This window comes from Burkholderia sp. Bmkn7 (genome assembly GCF_041103175.1).
In the GTDB taxonomy this organism is placed as follows: Bacteria; Pseudomonadota; Gammaproteobacteria; order Burkholderiales; family Burkholderiaceae; genus Burkholderia; species Burkholderia cepacia.
This window is the reverse complement of record NZ_JBGCUH010000002.1, coordinates 3,430,973-3,450,962: the sequence shown is the minus strand read 5'-3', so window position 1 is coordinate 3,450,962 and position 19,990 is coordinate 3,430,973. Positions and strand designations below refer to the sequence as shown.

The window sequence follows — 19,990 nt, the reverse complement described above, 5'->3', positions numbered from 1 at the left end:
TCAAGGCCGCGCGCGGCGGTCGGGCTCCGACGCTGCCGGCCGGTCGCCACGCGCGGTAGCGCAGGATTGCGACGCGGCAGTCGTCCTGCCGCGGTCGCGACTTACGCGGCCGGCCAGTCGAACGGCGTGTACGGCAGCGCGCGCTTGTGGCGCGAACCGTCGAAGAAGCGCAGCACCGTTTCGTACACGCGGTCTTCGACCGGCTTGCCTTCGAGGAAATCGTCGATCTCGTCGTAGGTCACGCCGTACGCGTGCTCGTCGGGCCGCAGCGGGCGCAGTTCCTCGAGGTCGGCCGTCGGCACCTTCATCACGATCAGCTCCTCGCCGCCGAGCGCACGCGCGACCGCGCGGACGCGCCGCTTGCTCAGGCCCGCGAGCGGCAGGATGTCCGCGCCGCCGTCGCCGAACTTCGTGAAGAAACCCATCAGCGATTCGGCCGCATGGTCGGTACCGATCACGATGCCGCGCCGTGCGCCGGCCACCGCATACTGCGCGATCATGCGCTCGCGCGCCTTGATGTTGCCGTGCACGAAATCCTGCTGCGCCGGCGTTTCGAATGCGTGGCCGGAGGCGACCAGCGAGCGGAGCATCGCGTCGGCGGCCGGCTTCACGTCGACCGTCAGCACCTCGTCCGCGCGCACGAACGCGAGCGCGCGCTGTGCATCGGCTTCGTCGTTCTGCACGCCGTTCGGCAAGCGCATCGCGATGAAGCGCGCATCGTAGCCGTCGGCGCGCAGGCGCTCGACCGCCAGTTGCGCGAGCCGGCCGGCCGTCGACGAATCGACGCCGCCGCTGATGCCGAGCACGTACGACCGCAGGCCGGTCGAACGAAGATATTGCGCGAGGAAATCGATGCGGCGCTCGATCTCGGCCTCGGCGTCGAAGTGCGGGGCAACGTTCAGTTCGGCAATGATCGCGCGCTGGCGGCTGGCGTAATCGGCGAATGTCATGAAGGAAGTTCCGGAACGAAATTCAAGGCGCCCATCATAAGCGCAATCGCGGCGCGGTGCCGCGCCGGGCGTGCGTTCCGGCGGTTTTGCGTTGCATCGGCGAGACGGGCTGCATCGTCGTGGTGCACGGTGCGCCGGGCGGGTGCGGGATGCCGCGTGACGCGCATCCTTGTGCCCGACGCCGACGCCGACGCCGACGCCGACGCCGACGCCGACGCCGACACCGACACCGACACCGACACCGACACCGACACCGACACCGACACCGACACATGCACCGACACATGCACCGACACATGCACCGGCCCGGCCCGGCGTCAGCGCCGCGCGAGCACGACGCCCACCAGCGCGAGCGCGAAGCCGGCGAGCTGGATCGCCGCGAGCGTTTCGCCGAACAGCCAGTAGCCCTGCAGCGCGGCCAGCGGCGGCGCGAGGAACAGCAGCGACGTCGCGCGCGCGGCGTTGCCGCGGCGCAGCATCCACATCAGCATCGTGACCGCGCCGCCCGACAGGAACACGACGCCCCACACCAGCGACACCCACAGCGCCGGCGCGCCGATCCAGCGGGTTTCGTGAAGCAGCGCGACGAAGACGGCCGCGACGATCGCCGCGCCGAAATTCTGCACGGCAACCGCCGTGCGCAGGTCGCTTTGCGCGAGCTTGCCCTTCTGGTACAGCGAGCCGGCGGTGATCGACCCGACCGCGAGCACCGAGACGGCGACGACGAGCCACGCAGGCGCGGCGCCCGGCGCCGACGCGACACCGCCCGTCACCTTCGGCGCGAGCACGAGCGCGACGCCGGCGAGCCCGAGCGCCATCCCGAGCCAGCCGCGCGCGGGCAGGCGCTCGTTGAACAGCGGTACGGCGAGCACGGCGGTGGCGAGCGGCTGCAGCGCGCCGAGCAGTGCCATGACGCCTGCGTTCAGCCCTTGCGCGACGGCCCAGTAGCTCGCGCCGAGATAGATGCCCTGCAGCAGCGCGCCCGCGATCAGGTGGCGCGGCCATTCGCGCCGGGCCGGCCACGGCGCGCGCGCGACGAGCGCCACCGCGCCGAACAGCGCGGCCGTGCCCGCGAAACGCGCAAGCAGGAACAGGTTGGGATCGGCGTAGGGCTTGATGGCCCGCGCAACGATGAAGCCGGTGGACCAGAGTGCGACGAAAGCGGCGGCGACGAGCGAAATCAGCATGCATGGCGGGCCGCGCTGCGGCCGGACAGAATCGTGAAGTCGGCCAGTATCGGGGGAAGCGATGCCGGCGTCTTGTCGAATCCTGCACTCATGCCGCGTGCCGAATGTGCGCCACGTGCGGCCGTCGGTGCGGGCCGGTCGGTGCCGAGGGAACGGAAGGAGCGCCGCCCGGCATGCGCAGCGGGCGGGCGTGAAGCAGCGGAGATCAGTCGATCGAGAACGTGTCGAGCGGCTGGTTGGCGCGGGCGTCGGTCGCGAAGCGCGTGGCGAGCTGTTCGTAGAGCCGGCGGGCCTCGTCGAGCGTCAGGTCGATCCAGTACGGATCGCCGGCCGCGTCGTTGAGTCGTTCGGGTGGAAACTGGATTTCGATCACACTGCCTTTGCGATACATGGCGCGAGCCCCTTTGCTTGGTCTGTCGTTCGGCGAAGCGCAAAGTGTAGCAACCGGCGCCGCGCCGATTCGCGCGCGTCGGGCAATACAGAATTTCGCTTTCGGGAAACGCGGCCCGCCCGGCGTCCCGCCGCCGTCAAATGCCGGTCAAACGGCCGTAATACAATGGGCGGCTTACCCATTACCAGTCGCCTCGGGCGCACACGCGATGCTGGCGGAACAACGTCATCAATTCATCCTGTCGGAGCTCGGACGATCGGGCGCATTGTCGGTCGCGGAACTCGTCCGCTCGCTCGACGTGTCGCGCGAGACCGTGCGGCGCGACCTGAACGCACTGGCCGCACGCGGCCTGCTCGTGATGACGCACGGCGGCGCGCTGGCCGCGGATCGCCGTGAGCCGAGCCTGTCGGAGCGCGAAGCCGCGAATGCCGAAGCGAAGCGCACGATCGGGCGGCGCGCAGCCGAGTTCGTGCCCGACGATGCGTCGGTGCTGATCGATTCGGGCAGCACGCCGCATGCGGTTGCGCTCGCGCTTGCCGACCGGCACCGGCTGTCGATCTACACGAACGACTGGCGCACCGCGTTCGTGCTCGCGCGACGCAACGGCAATCGCGTGACGCTGCTCGGCGGCGAGCTGTCCGACGACGAGGACGCCACATTCGGGCTCGATACGATCCAGCAACTCGCGCAGTACCACGTCGATTTCGCGTTCATCGGCGCCGGCGGCATCACGCCCGACGGCGAATGCACCGACTACTCGCGGCTCGCGGCCGAGGTGCGCAGCCGGATGATCGCGGCGGCCGGCACCGCGATGATCGTCGCCGATCATTCGAAATTCGGCCGCGTGACGCCGGTGCGGATCAACGGCACGGCCGCCGCGCGCTATCTCGTGACCGAGCGCGCGCCCGACAAGGCCGTGCGCCGCGCGCTGACCGCGCGCGGGATCGAGCTGCTCGTGTGCGACTGACGCGCGCCGGACATACAAGGTTCATCGAACCGTCATTCCGCGGGAAGAACTGCCGTCAAGACTGACTCATTCACCTCGACCGGCCGCCAGGCCAGGGAGCAACGAATGACCGTCAGCGTGCGCAGCTATCTTTCCCCCACCTTGGTCCTGCTGGCCTTCGACTGGCCCGATGCGGCGTCGCGTGCCGATTTCCTCGGTTTCGCGATCCGGCGCACGCCGGGCTTCTGGTCGGCCGACGGCAAGACGCGCGCGCCGGACAGCTGGCTCCCGAACCGCCTGACGTTCGACGGCCCGGCCGCGCACACGCAGGGCGACGCGCCGACCGACCAGGCGCCGATCCAGAAATTCATGTGGTGGGACGCGCGCATCGATCCGCAGGATCGCGGCGCGTCGTTTCGCTACGACGTGTATCCGGTCGTCGGCACGCCGGCGAATCTGCAGGTACTCGACGCGCAAGCCGGCGTGTGCGACGTCGTGCTGCCCGCCCATGTCGAGGACGGCATCGGCACGTGGTTCAACCGCGCGGTGGTCAGTTCTCAGGCGTTCGCGAAGCAGGTGGCGGCGCTGGGCCTCGCGCCGAATGCGGCGCCGAGCGCCGCGCAGGCGCTGAAGCTGCGCACCTGGCTCGCGAACGACATGGAGCAGGTGTTCGCGGAGATGCTCGAGCCGGCATCGCGCGCGGCGTCGGCCGTCTATCACCTGACCGACACGCTGTGGGCGCTGCCCGCGTTCGAAGCGTTCGGGCGCACCCACGGTGAAGCGTCGCTCGCGATCGTCTACGACGCGCACACGACGGCGCGCAAGGGCAAGCCGCCGCTACCGTCGCCGAACCAGCCGGCCGTCGACGCGCTGCAGGGGCTCGCGACGCTCGCGCCGCGCGACAGGACGCACATCATGCACGACAAGTTCATCGTGACCGATGCGGCGTCGAACCCGGCGCCCGCGCGTGTGCTGACCGGTTCCGCGAACTTCACGACCGAGGGGCTGACCGAGCAGGCCAACGTGCTGCATGCGTTCGACTCGCCCGCGCTCGCCGCGCTGTACAACGAGCGCGCGCATGCGCTGGCCGGGAACCCGTCGATCGCGGCGACCGCGCGGCTGTCGCCGGGCTGGTCGGAACCGATGACGATCGGCAGCGCGCAGGTGCGGCTCGCGTTTTCGCCGGAACCGGCGGGGCAGCGCACCGAGATCGACACGATCGTCGCCGCGATCGCGGCCGCGAAGCATTCGGTGTCGTTCTGCCTGTTCATGCCCACCGACGCGGCGCTGCGCGACGCGTGCTTCGCGGCCGGCGACCGCGGGCTGATGATGTTCGGGCTGGTGAACAGGATCAACGCCGGCAGCGCGACGAAGGCCGATGCCGCGCAGCAGGCCGGCCAGACGCTCGATGCGGCGACGCTCGCGAACCTCGAGCTGTATCACCGCAGCCGCGACAACCGCGACGTGATCGATGCCGCGTATTTCTCGCCGGCCACCGTGCCGCAGGGTTTCGAGCCCGAGCTGCGCCTCTTTCCGGGCGAGCCGGCGCCGGCCTTTCCGCCGGTCGTGATCCATCACAAGTTCATCGTGATCGACGCGGAAGGCGCGAATCCGGTCGTCTATACGGGCTCGGCGAACATGAGCCGCAATTCCGAGCAGTACAACGACGAGAACCTGCTCGAGATCCGCGACAAGCGGATCGCGGCGATCTATCTCGCGGAATTCCTGCGGCTTTACGAGCACTATCGTGCACGGGCGCTGGCGATCGATGCGAAGCAGCAGCACGGCACGGGCACGCATGCGCGGCTCGCGCTTGCGCCCGATTCGAGCTGGGCGAAGAAGTACTACGTGGCGGGAAGCCCGGAAGAGAAGGCGCGGATCGCACTGGCGTCGGCCGCGCCGACGGACTGACCCAAGAGAAGGCGACGGGCGCGGATATCGCGCGCCCGGTATGAGGCCGGCCGGGAAACCGGCCGCCGCCGTCGCTTATGCGGCGACGTAGCGCAGCACGGCGTCGGCGATCGTGTCGCGATGCCGGGCGCGCAGGCGCGGCGCCGACGGGTCGCGTCCGAACGCGGCGCCGAACGTGTAGCGGTTCGACACGCGGTGGAAGCAGAACGAGCTGATCAGCAGGTGCAGGTCGAATGCGTCGATGTCCTTGCGGAACGCGCCGCTCGCCGCGCCGCGCTCGACCAGTTCCTCGAGCGTCTTGATGATGCTGACGTTGCGGTTCTTGAACGACTTGAGCTGTTCGAGATACTTCGCGCCGTGGATGTTCTCGATCGACACGAGGCGGACGAAGTCGCGATGCTTGTCGTGATAGTCGAACGTGAATTCGACGAGGCGGCGCATGCCTTCGCGCGGCTCCATGTCGCCGACGTGCAGCTCCTGCTCGAGTGCGCGGATGTCGCCGTACACCTTCTCCAGCACGGCCTCGTACAGGCCTTCCTTGCTTTCGAAGTAGTAGTAGAGCATCCGCTTCGTCGTGTTGGTACGCTCGGCGATTGCGTCGACGCGCGCGCCGGCGAGCCCCATCGCGGAGAATTCCTGCGTGGCGACATCGAGGATGTTGCGCTTGGTTTGCTCGGGATCGTATTTGCGCCGCGCATCGGACGGAAGCGCGCGGGTATCGGACGTGGCGGCCTTGCTTCCTGCTTTCATGTGACTTTATTGTGGCTTCGGCGGCGTGGAAAAGGCATTCTAGCATGCGGGAAATCCCCGCCCGGCCGACCTTCCTCTCTAATCGGCGGGGCGGTTCCGGCCGCTGCGGCCGCTCAGCGGCGGCAGGACGCGAGCGCGTCGCGGGCCTGGTACGCCGTGTACGTGAGCTGCGCAGCCGCGAGGCCCGCCAGCCCGAACGTGCGCGTGAGCCCGAACGCGTTGAAGCCTTCCGGCACCGGCCGGCCTTCGGCCAGTGCGGCCGCGAGCGCTTCGCCGGCGACCGTGGTCGGCGCCATCCCGTGGCCGCCGAACGCGATCGCGTGCCACACGCCGTCCGCGTCGCGGCCGATCTGCGGCATCTTGTGCCGCGCGTAGCTCATCAGCCCGCCCCACGCGTAGTCGACCTTCACATCTTCCAGGTGCGGATACACGCGCAGCAGGTCGCGCCGCAGCAGGCGGGCGATCGCGTCGGGGCCGCGGTCGAGCACGGAGATCCGGCCGCCCCACAGGATGCGCGAGTCCTTCAGCGGGCGGTAATAGTCGAACGCGAAACGCGTGTCGTAGATCGCGTACGGTGCGTCGATCGCGTCGGGCAGGCGCGTGCCGAGCGGCTCGGTCGCGATCACGTAGGTCGCGATCGGCAGCACCGCGCGCTCGATGCGCGGCGACACGCCGCGTGCATAACCTCCGCCGGCGAACACGACGTCCTTCGCGCGCACCGTGCCCTGTGCGGTGCGCACGACGTACCCGGCGCCTTCGCGCGCGATGCCGAGCGCGGCCGAGCGTTCGTACACGCGCGCGCCGCCGCGCGATGCGGCCGCCGCGACGCCGAGCACGTACTTGAGCGGATGGAAGTGGAACGCGTTCGGCTCGAACAGGCCGCCGTAATAGCGCTGCGTCTTCAGCCGCTTGCGCAGCGCGTCCGTCGAAACGGGTTCCCAGTCGACGCCGAGTTCGTCCTTCATCAGCGTGCGCACGCTGTCGAGCCTCGAAGGATCGTCGAACCAGTTCGCAAGCATCACGCCCTGGTCGACGATGTCGCAGTCGATGCCGTAGCGCGCGATCCGCGCGCGGATCAGGTCGACCGCATCGACGGTGAGCCGGTATAGCCGGCGCCCCTCGTCGCGGCCGAGCGTGCGCAGCAGGTCGGCGTTGTCGAGGCTGTAGCCGCCGAAGACGAAGCCGCCATTGCGGCCCGAGGCGCCGAAGCCGACCCGCTCGCTGTCGAGCACGACGACGTCATGCACGCCGCGCTCGACCAGGCCGAGCGCCGTGCACAGGCCGGCGAGGCCGCCGCCGACGATGCAGACCTGCGTATCGATCGTGCCGGTCAGTTGCGGGTAGGGCTGGCGGGTAACGGTGGCTTCGTAGAAGTTCTGCATGCGATTTCGTTGACTCGTGACGGCGGAAAAACAGGCGGCGCGCGTCGATCTTGCCTGAACGCGCGCGCCGCGTCGAATGGGGGCGTGGGGCACCGGCTGTCGCGCCTGGGCGGCGGCCGGTGCGAAGTGGGCTGGGGCGGGCCGGTGCGGGCCGACTCGCGCGGTCAGGTGCCCGGCGTCGGGTTGGCCGGACGGGCGATGTAGCCCGCGTAGCCGGTTTCGGCCTGCGGCGCGGTTTCGGGTGTCACGTTGCGTTCGATCCACGGCGCGATTTCCATGTCTTCGTAGCGCACGAGGCGGCATTTGCGCACGAGTGCATAGCCGAGCCAGATCGCGAGGAAGAACGGCAGGCCGATGTAGGTCGCGGCGACGCCCACCCAGTCGATCTTGTCGGAGAGGAACGCCTGGTAATCCTGGCCGAGCGCGACGACCGTGCACAACGCGAATGCGAACAGCGGGCCGAACGGGAACCACTTCGACCGGTACGGCAGCTGGTCGAGCCGGTAGCCCTGTTTCAGGAACCCCTTGCGGAACCGGTAGTGGCTGACCGCGATGCCGAGCCACGTGATGAAGCCGGCCATGCCCGACGTATTCAGCAGCCACAGGTAGACCGTCTTGTCGCCGTACAGCGACGTGAGGAAACACAGCGCGCCGACGGCCGTCGTCGCATACAGCGCGTTGCGCGGCACGCCGCCGCGCGACAGCTTCGCGAAGATCTTCGGCGCACGGCCTTCGACCGCGAGGTTGTAGAGCATCCGCGTGGATGCGTACATGCCCGAGTTGCCGGCCGACAGCACGGCCGTGAGGATCACCGCGTTCATCACGCCGGCCGCGAACGCGAGGCCCGCGTGGCGGAACACGAGCGTGAACGGGCTCACGCCGATGTCGGTCACGTCGCTCTTCAGCAGGCTCGGATCGGTATAGGGAATCAGCACGCCGATCACGAAGATCGCGAGCACGTAGAACAGCAGGATGCGCCAGAAGATCTGCTTGACCGCGCGGGGGATCGTCGTGCGCGGGTTTTCCGATTCGCCGGCCGCGACGCCGATCATTTCGGTGCCCTGGAACGAGAAGCCCGCGATCATCGCGACGCCGAGCATCGTTGCCCAGCCGCCGGCGAACGGCGCGTCGCCGATCGTGAAGTTGCCCCAGCCCGCGCTCGGGCCGCCCTGCATGATCCCGAAGATCATCAGCAGCCCGACGCCGACGAACGCGAGCACCGTCAGCACCTTGATCAGCGCGAACCAGTATTCGGCCTCCCCGAAGCCGCGCACCGACAGCGCGTTGAGCGCGAAGATCAACGTCAGGAACAGCGCGCTCCACCAGACGCCCGGCACGTGCGGGAACCAGTAATGCATCACGAGCTGCGCGGCGACGAGTTCGACCGCCAGCGTCACGGCCCAGCTGTACCAGTAGTTCCAGCCGAGCGCGAAGCCGAAACCTTCGTCGACGAACTTCGCGCCGTAGGTCGCGAACGAGCCCGACACCGGCATGAACGCGGCCATTTCGCCGAGGCTCGTCATCAGGAAATAGACCATCAGGCCGATCACCAGGTACGCGAGCATCGCGCCGCCGGGGCCGGCCTGCGAGATCGACGCGCCGGACGCGACGAACAGGCCCGTGCCGATCGAGCCGCCGATCGCGATCATCCGCAGATGGCGTGCCTGCAGCGCACGGTGGAGGGACGGCTTCGCGGGCGGCGAGCCGGACGGACGGGGTGAATCGGGGCGGGCATCTGAATGCATGGCGGGCGCTGGGCGCTGTCTCCGGGATTATTTTTCGGTGACGAAGCGCGACGCGTTGCCGGCGGCGGGCCGGGCAGCGGTGATGCGGTGCGAAAGCGCGCCGGTGAGCCGGGGCGCGGTGCGTGTCGCCTTCGTCAGGCGTCCGGCTGCCGTTGTGGCGGCCGGCGGCGCGCCGGGTGCGTTGCACCTCGACGTCGCAACGATTGTGTGTGCCCGATGCACGGCCGGCAAACGATATTTCCGCACAGGGTGATGCAGGATTGTCATCAACTTGCGTCGTGTTGCGATGTGTCCTCCTGCCCGTCTACGGGCTTTGGAAACGTCCCGTATCGGCGCGCAAGCGCATCGGATCGGTGCGCCTAGTTGTTGCGTTTTCGGAATGAAGTCGTGAGTTAATATCAATAGCGGCCCGACTTGTGGCCACCGACAATGTGTTTCATGGATCGTGCCTTGCGAGGCGGGAGCGCGCCGTCCGGCCGGGCTTCCGGCGGTGGCGCGGCGCAATGCGCCGCACGGCGCACCGGGCCTGCCGCGCGGCGCATCCGCTTGCACAGGGCGCGCGAACGCGCTCCAATCGAATCACGCGGGCGGCGTTGCCGCCGCACCGATCAATCTGTCCCTGAAGAGGAAGTGATGCAATTCAACGACATTCTTGCCGCGCTCGATATCGATCTCGCCCAGTGGAAAGGCAATGCGCTGACCGCGCGTTCGCCGCTCGACGGCGCGACGCTCGCGACGCTGGCCGTCGACACGCCCGCCGACGCCGAGCGCAAGATCGACGCCGCGCACGACGCATTCCTCAAGTGGCGCACGGTGCCGGCGCCGGTGCGCGGCGAGTTCGTGCGCGTGTTCGGCAACGTGCTCCGTGAGCACAAGGCCGAACTGGGCCGCCTCGTCACGCTCGAAGCCGGCAAGATCACGTCGGAAGGCCTGGGCGAAGTGCAGGAAATGATCGACATCTGCGATTTCGCGGTCGGCCTGTCGCGCCAGCTCTACGGCCTGACGATCGCCTCCGAGCGCCCGGGCCACCGGATGATGGAAACGTGGCACCCGATCGGCGTGTGCGGCGTGATCTCGGCGTTCAACTTCCCGGTCGCGGTGTGGGCCTGGAACGCGGCGCTCGCGTTCGTGTGCGGCGATTCGGTCGTGTGGAAGCCGTCCGAGAAGACGCCGCTCACCGCGATCGCGTGCCACGTGCTGCTCGAGAAGGCGCTCCGCGAGTTCGAGAAGACACATCCGGGCGTCGCGCCGAAGGGCCTGAGCCAGCTGGTGCTCGGCATGCGCGATGTCGGCGAGGTGCTGACGGCGTCGAAGAAGGTGCCGGTCGTCAGCGCGACGGGCAGCGTGCGGATGGGCCAGGAAGTCGCGAAGGTGCTGAGCCAGCGTCTCGCGCGCGGCATCCTCGAACTCGGCGGCAACAACGGGATGATCGTCGCGCCGAGCGCGGACCTGGATCTCGTGGTGCGCGCGGTCACGTTCGCGGCGGTCGGCACGGCCGGCCAGCGCTGCACGACGCTGCGCCGCCTGATCGTGCATCGCAGCCTGGTCGAGCAACTGCTGCCGCGCATCGAGAAGGCCTACGCGTCGGTGAAGGTCGGCAACCCGCTTGAAGAAGGCACGCTGGTCGGCCCGCTGGTCGATCGCGCATCGTTCGATGCGATGCAGAAGGCGCTGGGCGACGCACGCGAGCAGGGCGGCGAGGTGAAGGGCGGCGAGCGCGTCGACGTCGGTCACGCGGATGCGTACTACGTGCGTCCGGCCATCGTGCGGATGCCGAAGCAATCGGCCGTGGTCGAGCGTGAGACGTTCGCACCGATCCTGTACGTGATGGTCTACGACAACTTCGACGACGCGATCGAACTGCACAACGCGGTGCCGCAAGGCCTGTCGTCGGCGATCTTCACGAACGACATGCGCGAGGCCGAGCAGTTCATGTCGGCAGCGGGCAGCGACTGCGGGATCGTCAACGTGAACATCGGCACGAGCGGCGCGGAGATCGGCGGCGCATTCGGCGGCGAGAAGGAAACGGGCGGCGGCCGCGAGTCGGGTTCGGATGCGTGGAAGGCGTATATGCGCCGCGCGACGAATACGATCAACTACAGCCGGCAGTTGCCGCTGGCGCAGGGTGTGAAGTTTGATGTTTGATGTCGGGGTGGCATTGGCATGTTGTTTGCGATGATTCCATCAGGCGACTGATGTAGCGTCGTAATCGTTTCAAGCGGGAAAGCCGGCCATACGTCGGCTCGGACTGCTGACGAACCCCACGTTTTTCGAAGCGTGGGGTTTTGTTTTTCTAGGAGCCGGCTTGGAGGATTGCGGGAAGCGAGTAGGCCGATGGGCTGTACAAACGGCATACCAGGAACAGCAGGCCGCGTGCGAATAGCCAATCGGGAACCCGCAGGCCCCTTTTTCCGCTGCCGTGCCAGCAGCATCGCAATCTTCTTGATGTTCTGTGCCATCGCGGCCAACAAGCACTGCTCGGCCACCTTGCGGAGCCCCCGCATGCGGGCATAACGATGCCCATGCAGTTGCTTGGCATCGGCGAAGCTGCGCTCCATCGTCTCCTTGCGCCGCGCGTAAACGCGTTGCCCCCACTCTGTTAGCCGCCTGGCGCCCCCCGCTCGTTGGCGCGCTCCCAGACATGGCGGGCCCCACCTTCACCGCGTTCGCACTGTTCGTGTACTGCGCCCGTACCGGGCAGCGCCGGGAGATCTGCGCGTCGGATCTGTATTCCCGGTAGCCGACCCGAATGGTCGTGCTGTAAGGCAATGCCTGGCCCTGCGGACACACGTATTCGTTGTTCAAGCGCGCGTCGCCAAGGTCAAGGTCGACAAATTCAGTTTCCGTCCAGCACGGTGTTTCCAGGGCCAAGGCATTCACGCAAAAAGTGAAAGTAAACGCGACGCGCCGAAAGTTTACAAGCCGGTGCCTATCGCATTGACCTCAAACGACTCACTCCGAACGCTCGAGCGACGGGCAGCATTGTGTATAAGCCGATGGCTTATAGGGGCTGCGAACTGGCTTGGGGGGCTTTCAACGTGTCGATTTGCTGATGAGGTTGGGGCAGTGAGTAATCGGATAGTTACGAAATTGTTTTTAGTATGTGTCTGAAAATAATAACTTCCCTTGTTTTCTTTCAATTCTTTCTATATCTTTTGAGGGGCCGATGGAGGTTGGGCGGTGAGCTTGGGAAGGTGGGCAGGGGACTGATATGAACAGTGAGGTGATGTGGGTAGAGACGCGATTCGTACAAAAAATATAGGGTTACTAATTTTAGTTGTTGGGATTACCTCGGCGTGCGTAATTAAGCCGGCAAGTGAACTGCCAATTCGGTCGCCGTATCAGTTCTTGAGTGATGTCAAAGCTGTTGCAGATTCGGGTGATCTGGAAGACGTAGGATTCGTTTCTAAGTTGATGAGGGTTGGCTATCAGCGAAATTCAAAGATTTCCGTCATCGGAGAGGATAATCGTTCTGTCAAGGGGTATTCCATCAATGTGACGCGCTACGCATTTTCTAAAGAATATTATCGAGATCGAGAATTTACTTATGACATATTCCAGCCTAAAGGGAGTGATTCATTTAGGGTTTCGATATCGTTTCCGGTGGATTTTGAGGTGATCTGTATTGCGCCATACGACTTCATTGATGTATTTGACGATGTTGGGGGATATCCGATTATGGATATAAATGCGTTTATGATGTACGTGCGTGACAATAAAGGTGCAAAAACGAGGATTATTTTTCATATTTCAGGTGGTGGATGCGTCTCCCGAGTTGGTATTTACAAAAATCGGCAGAATGCATGATGTGTGAGCGATGGTGGATGAGACGCAAGTGTTTGTGAATACGCATCTGGTTGATTGCGGCAGTGCTTTCGATGACGTCATCGAGAAATAAGTTTTTGAGGTGCTGTTGAGGTGTTGTTGCTGTCGGCAAATTTTCACTTTACACATTTTCAGTGTGCTGATCGCTTGATTTGCTCCTGATTATATTCAGGTGGGCAGCCGTGCTATTGAAATTTTATGTCATGTGTTAATCGCGTATTTGAACTTTTGAGTGAGGCGGCGGAAGGGTTTGCTTTTGTTGTTGGGCGGTGTTGGGGGATTTAATGGGTAGATTTATAATTTTACTTGGAGCGTTGGTCGCATTTACGATAGCGGCATGTGCCCCCCTTCCTGTGAATGAGATGCCTGTTCGTGAGCGACGGAAATTTCTTCAAGATGTAAAAAATATTGTTGATTCAGATAATCTGGCTGACGTTGATGCGGTCGGCAGGAGCTTGCGTGTCGATTTTTCAGTGACGGAGGATGCCAATTATATGGCGTCTGGAGCATCAACGGTGTTTGGACGCCGGCTGGTTCGGCGAGCCGAACGTCAGGCGAAAGAATTTGAAAAAGATTCGGCGGTTTATTACGGAATGTTCTTTGGGGGCGCCGGTGAGCCGATGAGGGTTCAAATTCGATTCAAATTGAATCCGGATATGGTGTGCGTGATGAATGTCGATCTGTTGGATGTTTTTGATGGCAAGGGTCGGTATTTTGTCGGTTTCGGTGGGGAGTATATATATAGGGGTGATTCAACAGCGATCGTTCAGGCTTATTTTAGATTTGGCAGCGATGGGTGCCTCATTGAGGTGGGGTTGAGTCAGGGATTTATGGGGAGATAGTGCTATGGTCATGATATCTGGCAGTGAAAAAAATGTTTACCAAATTGCATCTCAATGCTGAGGGGATCGATCTTATCAATAAAAGTGGCATTCTTGTGCGGCAATTGCTTGCATATGAGGCTGATGTAATTAGTGGGGCCGTCGGGGAAATGGAAGTCTCAAACGGGGGGGCGTGGCATATTCTGGAGGCTAGATGGTTCCGGGATTGTCTTTTCAAAATATAACGGTGGAATTTATAAAGACCTCGACCCCGCAGTGTTTGTTGGTGTGCTCAGCCATGAAATCGGACATTACGTAAATCACAGTCGAGATCAGGCTCGTGAGCACGAATACATGACGGGAAAAAAAGACGACTATCACTCGGCCGTAATGGTTGGAGTGACACGAGAGGTCGAGGCGGCCTATAGGGAAAGCCGACCATGCGCCGGCATTTTTGTTTTCTGCTGCGGTGATTGATTGGGCGAAGGTCGGGATGTTTTCGCGTGAGTGGATTCGTTGATGGCGTGCCGGGGATAAGTAATCGTACAAGTACGGGAACTTAGAGTTATTTTTTGTATTTCGTATGTGTATGAAAATAATGAGTTTTCTTGTTTTCTTTAAATTATTCCCATATCTTCATGGTATTGAATCGAATCGGTCGGCAGTGTGATTTTTTGGGATTAAATTTTGTAACGTTTTAGAAAATTGATTGGGTGTGCATATGAGATGGTCGCTGGAATCAAGAAGCCATAGATGCGCTGGTGGTAGCGAAGAGGAAACATGCCGTCGGCCGCTATTGATTGCGAAAGACGGAGGCAAAGGGCCTCGAAATATTCTTTCCTTCTTGATCGAGTTTTATCGTCGAAGTCCCGCACTAATGGCTTTGCATCTCGCGGGCGCGCTGATCGCGTGGTTTGCACCTGATGACGTGCTGAATCGTTGGCCAGTGCTGAAGCCAATGGTGGCCGCCGTCGGAGAAGTATTTCCATTGCTACCTAAGGCGATCGAGAAATCTCTGTTTTCGGATGTCACTGCGCTCTATTTCGCACTGATGTTGGCCGCGATACCTCTCAGAATCTTTGAAGCTTTCCGCTTTTGTTATGCGGAGAGGGAGGAAATAGTTGCTGGGTACTTCGGTTACTCGTGGAAAAGAAAAATTCTCGCATTTCTGGTTGCGCTCTTTTTTGTATCCGGAAGTGTGTTTCTGCTGATTTTCTATGGTCAATATTTAGATTGGAATTTCATGTCTGTCGGAAAATCGAAATTCTGGCTTGGAATTGTTGGGCCATTGTTTGCTGGTGGATATTTGGTTATTTGTTTTGTTGTAGGGGTTGTCGCGATTATTTCTTTGTTGTGCTGCGTATTTTCTAATAAATGGAGGTGAAATATGGCTTGGTATGAGCTCGATGAGTGGGATGCGCTGGGTGCGTCTGGAGAAGGAATGAGATTGACCTTGCAAAATATCGCCGCCCAATTGGAAGGGGTCGCAGAAAATTCCGCAAAACTATCCACTGACGCCGCTGCACGCGCTGAATATGCGCGGAGTATGTGGAAAAATATCGATGCACTCAGTGTTGGGGCGATCAAGGCGCTCGATACTGTAGATCGTAGTCGGCTTGATGCTCAATTAATTTCGCGAGTCGAAGCTATGCGAGCCGAATTGAGCAAGATGCGTTCATTCTCAGAAATTGCTCAGGAGGCTGGTACATCTGCGAAACGGATGAGTGCTATTGGAGGACAGTTGGGCGGTATTATTTCTGCCGTTCAATTGCTGTGGGTTGTCAAGAATCCAAGTGCGTCCTCTTATGAGGTAATTGACACCGCAGTTGGAATATTGGGTGGCATTGTTGGTGGAGCCGTGGTCACTGCATTGCTACCTGCCTCCATCTCCGGTTTAGCCGTGGGCGTTGCCACTGTGGGGGGCGGAATGTTTTTGGGGGCCTTGGCTAAAGGCGCTTGGGAGGAATATATCGCACCGAACGTTCTCGGCCTGACCGCTGACAACAGCCCGCTGTTTCGTGATGATGTCTCGCGCACCATCGACCGTGTAATGGGAGTGTCGTCGTCCGGCGTTACCGTGACTAGCACTCGCACCGATGGAGACTGGAGTATCACGACCTACAGCAATGGTGCCGAGATAAAAATGTCTACCCTGTCGCTCGAAGATTATCGTCCGGGATTCGAGCCAGGGTACATCGCGGTAGGAGGGCAGTGGGAAGGATATTCAATCCAGATTACCACGCCCAACGGAAAGGGCGGCCATACCGTCCAGTACATCGGGCAATCCGTTACGGTCACGAAAACCGATGCGAACGGCGACGGCGTATTTACCTATGTCAAGAAAGAAACCCGCCTCGGCGAAGGCGCCAGCGTAATCCGTGAAGACACCAATGGCGACGGCGTTGCCGACCGCAATTTCGTCGTGAACGGCGGTCAGCGCTACGATCTGTCCAACGTCCGCGATGCTGCCTTTGCCGACAACCTGCTGTCGCGATACCGCGCGACCGGGCTGCTGAGCGGCACGAGTTTCCTCGACCTGAGCCAGATCATTTCCCGCACGCTGACCTACGGCGGTCGAAACGACTACGGTTTTACGATGCCGTCCGGCTGGTACAACCCGATCGGTGCATTCTACGAAGCCAAAAGCGCTGCATTCGACAAAGCCGCCTCCATCGCCGACAAGACGCCTGTCCTGCTCGACGCGAACCGGTGGGGAGTAAGCGTCAGCGCGCTCCAGTCGCGCGACGCGAACCGCGACGGCAAATTGTCCGGCGCGGAACTGAACGGGCTGCAAGTCTGGATCGACGCGAACGAGGACGGTATCGGCGATGCCGGCGAATTCAGGTTGCTGGCGCAAGCCGGGATCACCGAGATTCGGTCGGTCGACTATGACATCATCACACGCGGTAACAACCGCTACGCAGCGGCACCTGCCGGGGCGCCGTGGAAACCCTCGGAAGCATCGCAACCCGGTCGAATATATCTGGCCCCGGCCGTTCCGCTCTCGAACTATCGATGGCTGCGCGACAACGAGCAGTTCTATTGGATCAATAGCAAAGACTTTATCTTTTTCGGCCCCGATAAGATCAAGGTCAGTCCTTCCAATCGGAGCTATCTCATCGGTACCGACGGGGACGACGTATTCGATGCGAATTACTACGCAGCGTATGGCCACTGGATCGACAGCAAGCTGCTCGTCAATTTCCTCGCGGGCGACGGCAACGACATGATGGGCGGCAGCAGCCGCAACGACAATCTGTGGGGCGGCACCGGGAACGACACGCTGTTCGGCTATGACGGTGACGACAGGCTGTACGGCGAGGACGGCGACGACGAACTCAATGGCGGCGCAGGCAACGACGTGCTCGACGGCGGTATCGGCAACGACAAGCTCTTCGGCCAGGTCGGTAACGACATCATGAACGGTGGCGATGGCGACGACATCATGATGGGCTTTACCGCATCGAACGAAAGCAAGCAGACCCTGGCGTGGGGCGAAACGGATGACGACATCATGTACGGCGGCGCAGGCAACGACCGGATGTGGGGTGGCGTCGGCCACGACTACATGGATGGTGGCGACGGGGCGGACTTCGTGAGTGGCGGGGACGGAAACGACACGGTCTTCGGTGGCGCCGGGAACGACGAACTGCACGGTGATGCAGGCAACGACCGGCTTGTTGGCGACGCCGGTAACGATCGCATCTTCGGCGAAGCCGGCGACGATGTGCTCTGGGGCGGTGATGGCGATGACGTGCTGATCGGTTTCACTGCTAGCAACGATGCCAAGCAAACGTTGTCGTGGGGTGAATCCGACAACGATACGCTGTATGGCGGCAACGGTAACGATGCGCTGTACGGAGGTCTTGGCAACGACTACCTCGATGGCGGCAACGACAACGATTTCCTCGACGGCGGCGATGGCGACGACCGGCTCTTTGGCGGCGCGGGCGACGACGAACTGAACGGCGGCAACGGTCACGACGCGCTTTCCGGAGAAGCAGGTAACGACAAGATTTTCGGCGGCGCGGGCAACGACACGATCTGGGGTGGCGACGGCGACGATATTCTTGTCGGCTTTACGGCCAGCAATGACGCGAAGCAGTCGCTGGCAGCGTGGGAAACCGATGACGATACGATCTACGGCGGGGCCGGAAACGACCTGATCCTCGGCGGTCTCGGCAATGATCAGCTCCACGGCGACGCTGGCGATGATGAAATTCAAGGCGGGGACGGCCACGACAAGCTTTATGGCGGCGATGGCAACGACCGACTGTTCGGTCAGGTCGGGAACGACATCCTGTACGGCGGCGCAGGCGACGACTTGCTGGTGGGCTTCACCGGTGACAACGAGGCGAAGAGGACGCTGGCCCCCGGCGAGACCGACGATGACTATCTCTACGGTGGAGAAGGCAATGACACGCTGCTCGGCGGTCTGGGCGACGACTATCTCGACGGCGGTGCCGGTGCAGATCACATGGAAGGTGGCCAGGGTAACGACACCTATATCGTGAACAGCGTCAACGACGTGATTCTCGAATACGCGAACGAGGGTTACGACACGGTAATCAGCAGCGCAAACTACATTCTCAACGCCAATATTGAAGAACTGAGACTCGTCGAGGGCTTCAACATCAACGGCACGGGCAATGCGCTCGATAACCGGATCGTCGGCAACAGCGCAGACAACATCCTCGATGGCGTCACCGGCGCCGACACGATGATCGGCGGAAAGGGCAACGATACCTACTACGTCGACAATGTCGGCGACCGCGTCGTCGAATTCGCTGGCGAAGGCATCGATACGGTGCAGAGCAAGATCAGCTATACGTTGGGCGAACACGTCGAGAACCTTAACCTGCTGGATTTCGGCAAGCCGGAGAAAGGGCTCGTCGATGGCGCGGCCGTTCACGTGTACGGTTACCCGAAAGCCAACGAGCTGGATTACATGCAAGGCGATGCGGTTCCGACGTTCCAGGGAACATGTGCGCTGACGTCGATCGCGAATTTGCTGACGCAGACCGGTACGCCGACGACCGAGGGTGACGTCGTCCGCCGCGCAATCGACAACCAATGGGCGGTCACCACCCCTGCCGCAACGGACTACCAGCGAGGCGGATCGAATTACGTTCAGCAACAGGCACTGCTCAAGAGTTACGGCATTGCAAACGATCTGCTTGCCGGATACGACGAACATGCGGTCGCGAATCTCATCCGCAGTGGCCGTGGCGTGATACTGGCGCTGAACTCCGGGCGTCTTTGGGGAGACAGCGCTTATCTCGATGGCGGCGGCGTGAATCACGTCGTAACCGTGACGGGCGCGGTTTATGGAGACGCCGACGGTGAGCTCAAAGGCTTCTATATTGCCGACTCGGGCCGCCAGCGCGTCAGCGACATGACGCGCTACATCAGCCTTCAGGAGTTCCGGGCGGCCGCCAACGTACCGAATGCCTACGCGATCTACACGGCCGAGGCGCTGAAACTGTGGAACGAGGACATCGACGGCACGGGTAACGCACTCGACAATACGATCATCGGCAACCGGGGCAACAACGTGCTGGATGGCGGTGCCGGCAACGACATCCTGATCGGCGGCCTGGGCAACGATACCTATCGATTCGGTCGCGGGTCCGGCCGCGACACGATCCGGGACGATGATGAAACGCTCGGCAACAGCGATGTGATCAGCATCGGCGTGGGCGTATCGGCGGATCAATTGTGGTTCCGTCATGTCGGCAACGATCTGGAGATCAGTATCCTCGGCACCAGCGATACCGCGACGGTTCGGGACTGGTACCTGGGTTCGCGGTATCAGATCGAGCAGATCCATGTCGACGACGGGCGGACGCTCGTCAACGCGGATGTCGAGAAGCTGGTACAGGCCATGGCGGTATGGTCGCCGCCAGCTGCGGGGTCGGTCACGCTGTCCCCTGAGTATCAGGCTGCGCTTGCGCCGACGCTGGCGACGAGTTGGCGTTAATTCCGATTCCCGACGGTCGATCCGTCCGGTTGCACGTTACGTGCGACCGGACGGCCTGCAGCCGGCCGTATCGCATTTCCTTCCTCGCTTCGTGTTCCCTTC

At 62.6% G+C, this 19,990-nt stretch carries 14 protein-coding genes and 1 pseudogene; 7 read left to right on the top strand and 8 right to left on the bottom strand.

Going from position 1 to position 19,990, the window contains the following annotated elements; genetic code table 11:
- Positions 1 to 101: 101 nt before the first annotated feature.
- The 3 genes from nadE to AB3K92_RS21270 all read right to left on the bottom strand — a co-directional run bounded on the left by nadE (position 102) and on the right by AB3K92_RS21270 (position 2,528).
- A complete protein-coding gene (nadE, locus tag AB3K92_RS21280; RefSeq protein ID WP_021161153.1) occupies positions 102 to 950 on the bottom strand; it encodes an ammonia-dependent NAD(+) synthetase in 849 nt (282 codons plus the stop codon).
- Between the two features lie 317 nt (positions 951 to 1,267).
- Positions 1,268 to 2,137 carry a DMT family transporter gene (locus tag AB3K92_RS21275; RefSeq protein ID WP_369465760.1) on the bottom strand — a complete coding sequence of 290 codons (870 nt, stop codon included), beginning with the start codon at positions 2,135 to 2,137 and terminating at the stop codon, positions 1,268 to 1,270.
- 205 nt (positions 2,138 to 2,342) lie between these two features.
- Positions 2,343 to 2,528: a hypothetical protein gene (locus AB3K92_RS21270; protein ID WP_021161156.1), complete on the bottom strand. Its 186-nt coding sequence runs from the start codon at positions 2,526 to 2,528 to the stop codon at positions 2,343 to 2,345.
- A gap of 208 nt (positions 2,529 to 2,736) precedes the next feature.
- Between AB3K92_RS21270 and AB3K92_RS21265 the strand changes: the two genes are divergently transcribed.
- Both AB3K92_RS21265 and AB3K92_RS21260 read left to right on the top strand, forming a co-directional pair.
- On the top strand, positions 2,737 to 3,495 hold the full coding sequence (locus AB3K92_RS21265; RefSeq protein WP_021161157.1) for a DeoR/GlpR family DNA-binding transcription regulator: 759 nt from the start codon (positions 2,737 to 2,739) through the stop codon (positions 3,493 to 3,495).
- 105 nt (positions 3,496 to 3,600) lie between these two features.
- Complete coding sequence (locus AB3K92_RS21260; protein ID WP_369465759.1) at positions 3,601 to 5,385, top strand: phospholipase D-like domain-containing protein; 1,785 nt, start codon at positions 3,601 to 3,603, stop codon at positions 5,383 to 5,385.
- 75 nt (positions 5,386 to 5,460) lie between these two features.
- On the opposite strand, the gene AB3K92_RS21255 is transcribed toward AB3K92_RS21260, so the two are convergent.
- The 4 genes from AB3K92_RS21255 to AB3K92_RS21240 form a co-directional block, all read right to left on the bottom strand.
- Complete coding sequence (locus AB3K92_RS21255; RefSeq protein ID WP_011353990.1) at positions 5,461 to 6,135, bottom strand: TetR family transcriptional regulator; 675 nt, start codon at positions 6,133 to 6,135, stop codon at positions 5,461 to 5,463.
- Between the two features lie 113 nt (positions 6,136 to 6,248).
- Positions 6,249 to 7,517 (bottom strand): NAD(P)/FAD-dependent oxidoreductase, encoded by a 1,269-nt coding sequence (locus tag AB3K92_RS21250; RefSeq protein WP_369465758.1) that lies wholly within the window; start codon positions 7,515 to 7,517, stop codon positions 6,249 to 6,251.
- Positions 7,518 to 7,681: 164 nt separating this feature from the next.
- Positions 7,682 to 9,166 (bottom strand): amino acid permease, encoded by a 1,485-nt coding sequence (locus AB3K92_RS21245; protein ID WP_230941579.1) that lies wholly within the window; start codon positions 9,164 to 9,166, stop codon positions 7,682 to 7,684.
- A gap of 123 nt (positions 9,167 to 9,289) precedes the next feature.
- Positions 9,290 to 9,529: a hypothetical protein gene (locus AB3K92_RS21240; protein ID WP_124628408.1), complete on the bottom strand. Its 240-nt coding sequence runs from the start codon at positions 9,527 to 9,529 to the stop codon at positions 9,290 to 9,292.
- Positions 9,530 to 9,895: 366 nt separating this feature from the next.
- Between AB3K92_RS21240 and AB3K92_RS21235 the strand changes: the two genes are divergently transcribed.
- Positions 9,896 to 11,407 carry an aldehyde dehydrogenase family protein gene (locus AB3K92_RS21235; RefSeq protein WP_021161161.1) on the top strand — a complete coding sequence of 504 codons (1,512 nt, stop codon included), beginning with the start codon at positions 9,896 to 9,898 and terminating at the stop codon, positions 11,405 to 11,407.
- A gap of 148 nt (positions 11,408 to 11,555) precedes the next feature.
- On the opposite strand, the pseudogene AB3K92_RS21230 reads toward AB3K92_RS21235, so the two are convergent.
- Positions 11,556 to 12,061, bottom strand: a pseudogene (locus tag AB3K92_RS21230) (transposase); the annotation flags it as partial.
- A 549-nt stretch (positions 12,062 to 12,610) separates the two neighbouring features.
- Here AB3K92_RS21230 and AB3K92_RS21225 point away from each other — a divergent pair.
- The 4 genes from AB3K92_RS21225 to AB3K92_RS21210 all read left to right on the top strand — a co-directional run bounded on the left by AB3K92_RS21225 (position 12,611) and on the right by AB3K92_RS21210 (position 19,888).
- The gene (locus AB3K92_RS21225; RefSeq protein ID WP_369465757.1) at positions 12,611 to 13,069 is read left to right on the top strand and encodes a hypothetical protein; all 459 of its coding nucleotides are present in this window, start codon (positions 12,611 to 12,613) and stop codon (positions 13,067 to 13,069) included.
- 302 nt (positions 13,070 to 13,371) lie between these two features.
- Entirely contained in the window at positions 13,372 to 13,929 is a 558-nt protein-coding gene (locus tag AB3K92_RS21220; protein WP_369465756.1) for a hypothetical protein, read from the top strand.
- 856 nt (positions 13,930 to 14,785) lie between these two features.
- A complete protein-coding gene (locus AB3K92_RS21215; RefSeq protein WP_369465755.1) occupies positions 14,786 to 15,292 on the top strand; it encodes a hypothetical protein in 507 nt (168 codons plus the stop codon).
- A 57-nt stretch (positions 15,293 to 15,349) separates the two neighbouring features.
- Complete coding sequence (locus tag AB3K92_RS21210; RefSeq protein WP_369465754.1) at positions 15,350 to 19,888, top strand: calcium-binding protein; 4,539 nt, start codon at positions 15,350 to 15,352, stop codon at positions 19,886 to 19,888.
- The last annotated feature ends 102 nt before the right edge of the window (positions 19,889 to 19,990 follow it).